4 protein-coding genes are annotated in these 7,847 nt (G+C 63.5%); 3 read left to right on the top strand and 1 reads right to left on the bottom strand.

Annotated elements, in window-relative coordinates:
- Positions 1 to 2,277: retention module-containing protein (locus tag J4D28_RS30190; RefSeq protein WP_207246522.1), on the bottom strand; the 2,277-nt coding region annotated here is incomplete at its 3' end.
- Between the two features lie 358 nt (positions 2,278 to 2,635).
- Between J4D28_RS30190 and J4D28_RS30185 the strand changes: the two genes are divergently transcribed.
- The 3 genes from J4D28_RS30185 (at position 2,636) to J4D28_RS30175 (ending at position 7,803) form a co-directional block, all read left to right on the top strand.
- Positions 2,636 to 3,985 (top strand): TolC family outer membrane protein, encoded by a 1,350-nt coding sequence (locus J4D28_RS30185; RefSeq protein WP_009046325.1) that lies wholly within the window; start codon positions 2,636 to 2,638, stop codon positions 3,983 to 3,985.
- Between the two features lie 38 nt (positions 3,986 to 4,023).
- Positions 4,024 to 6,180 carry a type I secretion system permease/ATPase gene (locus J4D28_RS30180; RefSeq protein WP_009046326.1) on the top strand — a complete coding sequence of 719 codons (2,157 nt, stop codon included), beginning with the start codon at positions 4,024 to 4,026 and terminating at the stop codon, positions 6,178 to 6,180.
- 261 nt (positions 6,181 to 6,441) lie between these two features.
- Positions 6,442 to 7,803: an HlyD family type I secretion periplasmic adaptor subunit gene (locus J4D28_RS30175; protein WP_009046327.1), complete on the top strand. Its 1,362-nt coding sequence runs from the start codon at positions 6,442 to 6,444 to the stop codon at positions 7,801 to 7,803.
- Positions 7,804 to 7,847: the final 44 nt, after the last annotated feature.

Below are 7,847 nucleotides of genomic sequence, written 5' to 3'. Positions count from 1 at the left end.
ATTCTCGAAGTTGCCGCCAGTGGCGTCCTGGATGGTCGCTTCGACCTTGCCGGCGTCCTTGTAGACGTCGTCGGCAGGCGCTGCAACGCTCACCGAACCGGTGGTCGCGCCGGCGGCGATGGTGATCACCGCTCCGTTGCTCAGGGTCACGGTGACCGGCGTGCCGGCCGGGTTGGTCAGGGTGGCGGTGTAGACGATCGAGCCGCCTTCGGCGACCGAGCCGCTGGCCGACAGGCTCAGGCCGGTGTCGTCCACGGAGTCGGTGATGGTGGTCTGCGCCGGCGTGGTGTCGGGCGTCAGTTGTTCGAAGTTGCCGCCGGTGGCGCCGGTAATGCTGGTGCTGACCGTGCTGCCGTTGTTGTAAACGTCATTGGCCGGGGTATCGACCACCAGGGTGCCGACGGTTTTGCCGGCCTCGATCACGATGGTCGAGCCGTTGGACAGGGTCACGGTAACCGGGGTCTGCGCCGGGTTGGTCAGGGTCGCGGTGTAGGTGATCTGGCCGCCTTCCACAACGCTGCCGGTGGCGGTCAGGCTCAGGCCGGTGTTGTCCACCGAGTCGGTCACGGTGGTTTGTGCCGGCGTGGTGCTCGGTACCAGGTTCTCGAAGTTGCCTCCGGTGGCGCCAGTAATGCTGGTGCTGACCGTGCTGCCGTTGTTGTAGACGTCGTTGGCCGGGGTATCGACTACCGCGGTGCCGGTGGTTTTACCGGCGTCGATGGTGATGGTCGAACCGTTGGACAGGGTCACGGTGACCGGGGTCTGGGCCGGGTTGGTCAGGGTCGCGGTGTAGGTGATCTGGCCACCTTCCACGACGGTACCGGTGGCCGACAGGGTCAGGCCGGTGGCGTCCGGCGAGTCGGTGATGGTGGTCACCGCTGGCGTGGTGTTTGGCACCAGGTTCTCGAAGTTGCCGCCGGTGGTGCCGGTAATGCTGGTGCTGACCGTGCTGCCGTTGTTGTAGACGTCGTTGGCCGGGGTATCGACCACGACGGTGCCGACGGTCCGGCCGGCGTCGATGGTGATGATCGAGCCATTGGACAGGGTCACGGTGACCGGGGTCTGGGCCGGATTGGTCAGGGTCGCGGTGTAGGTGATCTGGCCACCTTCGACGACGGTACCGTTGGCGGTCAGGGTCAGGCCGGTGGTGTCCGGCGAGTCGGTGATGGTGGTCACCGCCGGTGTCGGGTTCGGCACCAGGTTCTCGAAGTTGCCGCCGCTGGCGCCGGTAATGCTGGTGCTGACGGTGCTGCCATTGTTGTAGACATCGTTCGGTGGGGTATCGACTACCACGGTGCCGACGGTCTGTCCGGCGTCGATGGTGATGGTCGAACCGTTGGACAAGGTCACGGTGACCGGGGTCTGCGCCGGGTTGGTCAGGGTCGCGGTATAGGTGATCTGGCCACCCTCGGTCACGCTGGAGCCCGCGGTCAGGGTCACGGTGGTGGTGTCCACGGTGTCCGTGACCTGGGTGACGGCTGGCGTCGGGTCGACAGTCACGACCAGGCCACCGCCGCCGGTGGTGCCGGTGACGCCCACGCTGATCTGTTTCGGGTCGTTGTAGACGGTGTCGTTCGGTGCCAGCGGAACGTTGACGGTGCCGGTCAGTTGCCCGGCCGGAATCACGATCACCGAGCCGTTGGACAAGGTGATGGTCAGGCCGGTCAGTGGTGCCTGGGTCAGCGTGGCGGTGTACACCAGTACGCCGCCGGCCTCGGTAATGGAGGGGGTTGCGCTCAGGGTCAGGGTCGAGTCGCGCAGGATCTCGCTGGTGGCGCTGTTGTCATTGGTGGTCAGCGCGCCGGTGGTGTTTTGCGCTGCGGTGCCCGCCGCACCGAGACCCGCAGTCGGGAAGCCGATGGTCGGGTCGACCCGGCCCGCGGTGGCGTCGAGCATCACGAAGCTGTGGCCGCCGCCAGCAGCGCCGCCGGTACCCGCGGCGGTCGGGCCGGCCGCGGTGGCTTCCAGCTCGGTGGTCGGGTCCGCGCCGGCGACGATTGCCTGCTGCAGCTCAGCGACGGACGGCGCAGCCTGCTCGGCGGCCTCGGCCAGGTCGGTGCTGGAGTCTGGAGCGCTGCCGCTCCATTGCGTCTCACGGCCCAGGTCCAGGGTCCGGCCATCGGCCAGCTCCAGGCTGACGGCGCCCGACAGGCCGGTATCGACCTGGTCGCCTACATACAGGCGATCACCCTCAACGAGTACGCGGCGAACCCCTTCAGGGGATACGACGAAAACTTGGCCAACAATGCTTTTGACGGTAGCAACAACACTGCTCATTGAGGATTCTCCGGGGGGTACCGTTCAGTAGACTTCCATGTTCCTGACAGGCATACGCCGACGCAGTCTGGACGTTCTTCAGAGTGTAGAAACACGTGATTTTGACGCGAATGCTTGTCAATAAATTGGCTATATTTTTTTGCTATTAACCATATGCCAAACTATTGACCTTCTGAGTGTCATCCTAAACAATCGTCAAGGTAATGTCACATTGATATTCATGCGGCGACCTGTCTAAAAGTGTGTGATCCAGTTCATGGTTTGAACTTTCCGATATACGGTCATTCCGGTTGCCATCATCCGATGCAGCACCTCGTTTTGCTGTGATTTGGGACAAGAAGTCCTGGGAACCTCCTCTATGCGTCCGCAGTTGTTCAAAGCCTTACCCTTCTTACTTGCCGCCAGTTTTGTCCAAGCACAAACCCTGCCTGAAGCCATGCAGAAAGCACTGGATGTCCATCCGGAAATCCAGGCCGCGGTGAACAGCCGCCTGGCAGCCGATTACCAGCTAAAAGCAGCCAAGGGCGGCTATTTGCCGCGGGTCGATTTGCTGGGCGGTTATGGTCGTGAAGGCACCGACAGCCCGACCACTCGTGCAGGATCGAGCAATCACTGGGAGACGCTGAACCGCAGCGAGTCAAGTTTACGTCTCCAACAAATGGTTTTTGACGGTTTTGCCACCTCCAGTGAGGTCGGGCGTCAACAAGCCACCGTCAATTCCCGGGCGTACTCGTTGCTGGGCACTTCCGAGCGCACCGCGCTGACCGTGGCCCAGGTGTACCTGGATGTGCTGACCCGGCGCGAGTTCGTGCGCCTGGCCGAAGACAACATGCGCAATCACGAGCGCATCTACGATCAGATCCAGCTGCGCACCCAGCGCGGCGTCGGCAGCCGCGCCGACCTCGACCAGGCGGAAGCGCGCATGGCCCAGGCGCGCAACAACCTGATCACCGAACAGACCAACCTGGCCGATGCCCAGACCAACTACCTCAGCGCCGTCGGCCAGATGCCGGACCAGCTGGAGCGCCCGGTCGGCTTCATGGCCCTGCTGCCGGCCACCCTCGACGAAGCCCGGCACCAGATGCTGGAAAACAGCCCGATCCTGCGTTCGGCCGAATCCGACATCGTCGCCGCCGAGAAGCAGTACGAAGCCGCCAAGTCGACCTTCTACCCGCGCTTCGATGCCGAGCTTGGGCGTACCGCCGACAACAACCTGGACGGCATCGACGGCCACAACAACGAATGGCAGGCCATGCTGCGCATGCGCTTCAACCTGTTCGCCGGCGGCAGCAACAAGGCCGACCTGGAGTCCAAGGCCTATCAGTCCAACCAGGCGCTGGATATTCGTAACAACGCCCTGCGAGTTCTGAATGAGGAGCTAGGCTTGGCGTGGAACGCCTTGAACAACGCCAATGCGCAAGTGCCGATCGCCCAGCAATATGTCGATCGCAGCGCCAGCGTGCGTGAGGCGTATCAGAAGCAATTCAGTCTGGGCGAGCGCACCTTGCTCGACTTGCTCGATAGCGAGAATGAACTGTTCACCGCCTCGCGTCGGTTGGCGGAAATCAAGAACATTCAGTTATTTACTCAATATCGAATCAAGGCGACCATGGGCGAATTGCTCAAGAGCCAGGGAGTGGTCGCACCCATGGCTTCAGTCGTGCAGAACGATGTGAAGCCCAAGGTCCAACTGCCTGGGATGAATTGAGTACATTTCATCCAATAGACAGTTAAAGAGTGCCGAGCGTGGAATCAGAAGTCAGTCGAGTGCAACTTAGCCATGATCCACGCGGCATGCATGACGACCCGCTGCTGGATGCCCTGCTAACCCTGTGCTCTCTGCACCAGAAGCCGGCCAGCGCGGCGATGCTGACCACTGGCCTGCCGTTGCCGTCCCAGCGCCTGAGCGCCGAGCTGCTGCCGCGCGCCGCCGCTCGCGCCGGCCTGCAGGGGCGCCTGCTGCGGCGCAAGCTGGAGCAGATTCCTGCCATCGCCATGCCAGCCATGCTCTTGCTCAAGGACGGCCGCAGCGCCGTCCTGCTCGGCTGGCTGGGCGAAGACAAGGCCCGCCTGCTGCTCAGTGAGAGCGACGGCGGCGAGGTCAGCGTCAGTCGCCAGATGCTGGCCGACGATTACAGCGGGCAAGTGTTCTTCGCCCAGCCGCAACACAAGTTCGACGTCAACCATGGCTCGCTGATTCCCCGCGCCCGCTCCTGGTTCCGCGACACCTTGAAGCGTTCGCGCTGGCTGTACGCCGACGCCATCGCCGCCAGCCTGCTGATCAACGTCATCGCCATGGCCGCGCCGCTGTTCGTGATGAACGTCTACGACCGCGTGGTCCCGAACCAGGCCGCCGCCACCCTGTGGGTGCTGGCCATCGGCATCACCGGCGCCTACCTGTTCGACCTGATCCTCAAGAGCCTGCGCAGCCTGTGCCTGGACCTGGCCGGCAAGAAGACCGACCTGATCATCTCGGCCACGCTGTTCGAGCGCATCGTCGGCATGGCCATGAAGTACCGGCCGGCGCGGGTCGGCAGCTTTGCCCAGAACATCCACGAGTTCCAGAGCCTGCGCGACTTCCTCGCCTCGCTGACGCTCACCAGCCTGATCGACCTGCCGTTCACCCTGCTGATCTTCCTGGTGATCGCCATCCTCGGCGGGCACCTGGTGTGGATCCCGGTGCTGGCCTTCCCGATCGCCCTGGGCATCGGCTACGCGCTGCAGAAACCGCTGATCGCCACCATGGAAAAAACCATGGCCCTGGGCGCCGAGCGCCAGTCGAGCCTGATCGAGACCCTGGCCGGGCTGGATGCGGTGAAGGTCAACAACGCCGAAAGCGAACGCCAGTACCAGTGGGAGCAGACCATCGGCACCCTGGGCCGCCTCGAGCTGCGGGTGAAGATGCTCTCCAGCCTGGCGATGAACATCACCCTGCTGATCCAGCAACTGGCCGGGGTGATCATGATCGTCTTCGGCGTGTACCAGATCATCGACGGCAACCTCAGCATGGGCGGGCTGATCGCCTGCTACATGCTCAGCGGTCGCGCCCTCAGCCCGCTGGCCTCGTTGTCCGGCCTGCTGACCCGCTACCAGCAGGCGCGGGTGACCATGACCTCGGTCGACCAGATGATGGAGCTGCCCCAGGAGCGCAACTTCGACGAGCGCCCCCTGAGCCGCAACGTGCTGCAGGGCGCCATCGAATGCCGGCAGCTGAATTTCACCTACCCGGGGCAGCAGAACCCGGCGCTGAAGAACATCAACCTGGTGATCAAGCCGGGCGAGAAGATCGGCATCATCGGCCGCAGCGGCTCGGGCAAGAGCTCCCTGGCCAAGCTGCTGGTGGGCCTGTATACCCCGGACTCCGGCGCCTTGCTGGTGGACGGTGTGGACATCCGGCAGATCGACGTCAGCGAATTGCGCCACAACATCGGTTATGTGGCCCAGGACATCCAGCTGCTGGCCGGCACCCTGCGCGACAACCTGACCTCCGGCGCCCGTTATGTCGAAGACGAACTGGTGCTGCAGGCCGCCGAACTGGCCGGCGTTCATGAGTTCGCCCGGCTGCACCCGCAGGGCTACGAACTGCAGGTCGGCGAGCGCGGGCAGAACCTCTCCGGCGGCCAGCGGCAGAACGTCGCCCTGGCCCGGGCCCTGCTGCTCAACCCACCTATCCTGCTGCTCGACGAACCGACCAGCGCCATGGACAACACCGGTGAAGAACGCTTGAAACAACGCCTGCAAGCCGTGGTGGAAGCCAAGACCGTAGTGCTGGTCACCCACCGTGCCTCGCTGCTGTCGCTGGTGGATCGCCTGCTGGTGATCGACCGCGGGCAGATCCTCGCCGATGGACCGAAAGCGGTCGTGATGGAAGCGTTGAAGAAGGGGCAGATCAGTGTTGCTTAAGTCCGGAGCTGGTCATCAGTTATTTCCTGTGCCGCGCCGGAGCCTGGTTTTGCGCAGGGCAAGGCGCGAGGAGTGTGGTTTGGTTGTTCCAAATAAACGACGAGTAACGCAGCCCTGCGCAAAACCAGGCCCGGCCCTTCGGGTTGTGCCTGAAAGCGTGCGAGGCTGCGTTGCAGTCCTTGGCAAGGGAGAAACCATTACCAGCGGACTGCGCCTTGCCTCGCACGCTTTCAGGCGACAACGCGGTACAGGAAATAACTGATGACCAGCTCCATCAAAGACTCGATCCTGCGCTACTTCAAAGGCACCGAATCGCTACACGACCAACCCCTGCCCGAGGTCAACAAGGCGCTGATCGAAGATGCGCCGCGGGTTATCCGCCTGACCATCTGGGGCATCATCGGTTTCTTCCTGTTCCTGCTGCTGTGGGCCAACTTCGCGGTGATCGACGAAGTGACCAAGGGTGAGGGCAAGGCGATCCCGTCGTCCAAGGTGCAGAAAATCCAGAACCTGGAAGGCGGTATCGTCTCCGAACTGTTCGTCAAGGAAGGGCAGATCGTCGAGGCCGGCGCGCCGCTGATCCGCCTGGACGACACGCGCTTCAAGTCCAACGTCGGCGAGACCGAGGCCGACCGGTTGTCGATGTTGCTGCGGGTCGAGCGCCTGAGCGCGGAGATCGACAACCGCGAGCTGAACTTCCCGGCCGATGCCCTGGAGGCCGCGCCCGGCCAGGCCGCCAGCGAGAAGTCCCTGTATGAAAGCCGCCGCCAGCAGTTGCACGATGAAGTCGGCGGCCTGCAGGAACAACTGATCCAGAAGCAGCAGGAACTGCGCGAGTTCACCTCCAAGCAGGCGCAGTACCGCCAGCAACTGGGCCTGCAACGCCAGGAAATCGCCATGTCCGAGCCATTGGTGGCCCAGGGCGCGGTGTCGCCGGTGGAAGTGCTGCGGCTCAAGCGCGCCGAAGTCGAGACCCGCGGGCAACTGGACGCCACCACCCTGGCGATCCCCCGTGCCGAGTCGGCGATCAAGGAAGTCCAGCGCAAGATCGACGAAACCCGCGGCAAATTCCGCAGCGAAGCCCTGACCCAACTCAACGAGGCCCGCACCGAACTGAACAAGGCCAGCGCCACCGGCAAGGCCCTGGAAGACCGGGTCAGCCGGACCCTGGTCACCTCGCCGGTGCGCGGTATCGTCAAGCAACTGATGGTCAACACCATCGGCGGCGTGATCCAGCCGGGCAGCGACATGGTGGAGATCGTGCCGCTGGACGACACCCTGCTGGTGGAAGCGAAGATCCGCCCGCAGGACATCGCCTTCCTGCACCCGGGGCAGGAAGCCGTGGTCAAGTTCACCGCCTATGACTACACCATCTACGGCGGCCTGAAGGCCAAGCTGGAACAGATCGGCGCCGACACCATCACCGACGAAGACAAGAAGACCACCTACTACGTGATCAAGCTGCGCACCGACCGCAGCCACCTGGGCACCGATGAGAAGCCGTTGCTGATCATCCCCGGCATGGTCGCCTCGGTGGACATCATCACCGGCAAGAAAAGCGTGCTCAGCTACCTGCTCAAGCCGATCATCCGCGCTCGCGCCGAGGCGCTGCACGAGCGTTGAGGCCGTAGCCCGAGAGTCGTAGGGCAGGGATTGCCCGTAGATCT

This window comes from Pseudomonas sp. GW531-T4 (assembly GCF_017349615.1).
Lineage (GTDB): Bacteria > Pseudomonadota > Gammaproteobacteria > Pseudomonadales > Pseudomonadaceae > Aquipseudomonas > Aquipseudomonas chlororaphis_I.
The sequence above is the reverse complement of the archived record's forward strand: the minus strand, read 5'-3'. Positions and strand labels throughout refer to the sequence as shown.

Bases quoted from the DNA above. Each gene is read 5' to 3' on its own strand.
- J4D28_RS30185 (WP_009046325.1), top strand. From the start codon at position 2,636: ATGCGTCCGCAGTTGTTCAAAGCCTTACCCTTCTTACTTGCCGCCAGT.
- J4D28_RS30175 (WP_009046327.1), top strand. From the start codon at position 6,442: ATGACCAGCTCCATCAAAGACTCGATCCTGCGCTACTTCAAAGGCACC.